Source organism: Dyella jejuensis (assembly GCF_044904675.1).
GTDB classification, from domain to species: Bacteria; Pseudomonadota; Gammaproteobacteria; order Xanthomonadales; family Rhodanobacteraceae; genus Dyella_B; species Dyella_B jejuensis.
Map to the genome: position 1 here is coordinate 1 of NZ_JADIKJ010000109.1, position 281 is coordinate 281.

1 protein-coding gene is annotated in these 281 nt (G+C 59.4%); it reads right to left on the bottom strand.

The window, feature by feature from the left end:
* On the bottom strand, positions 1-281 hold a 281-nt coding region (locus ISP15_RS18525; protein WP_404549499.1), incomplete at both ends, for a hypothetical protein.

Genomic DNA, 281 nt, shown 5'->3' on the forward strand with positions numbered 1-281 from the left:
TATTTGCTGCCGCTGAGTACATCGCTGCCCGCGCCGTAGTTGCTGCCGGACGCTTTGCCACTGCTTTCGTTCTGGATATCCTGGTAGGTGAGCGTTCCGGTCGTGAGACTGTTCTTGCCCGGATCGGCGGTGCTGGCGATTACACCGCCGTTGAGATGCGTGTTGCCATGTACGTTGATATCAAAGCCGCCATCACCGGCCTGGATGCCGCTCACGTGCGTCACGCCAGCGTAGTGGCTGCTGCTTTTGTTCTGGCTGTAGTTGAAGCTGCCGCTACCGCC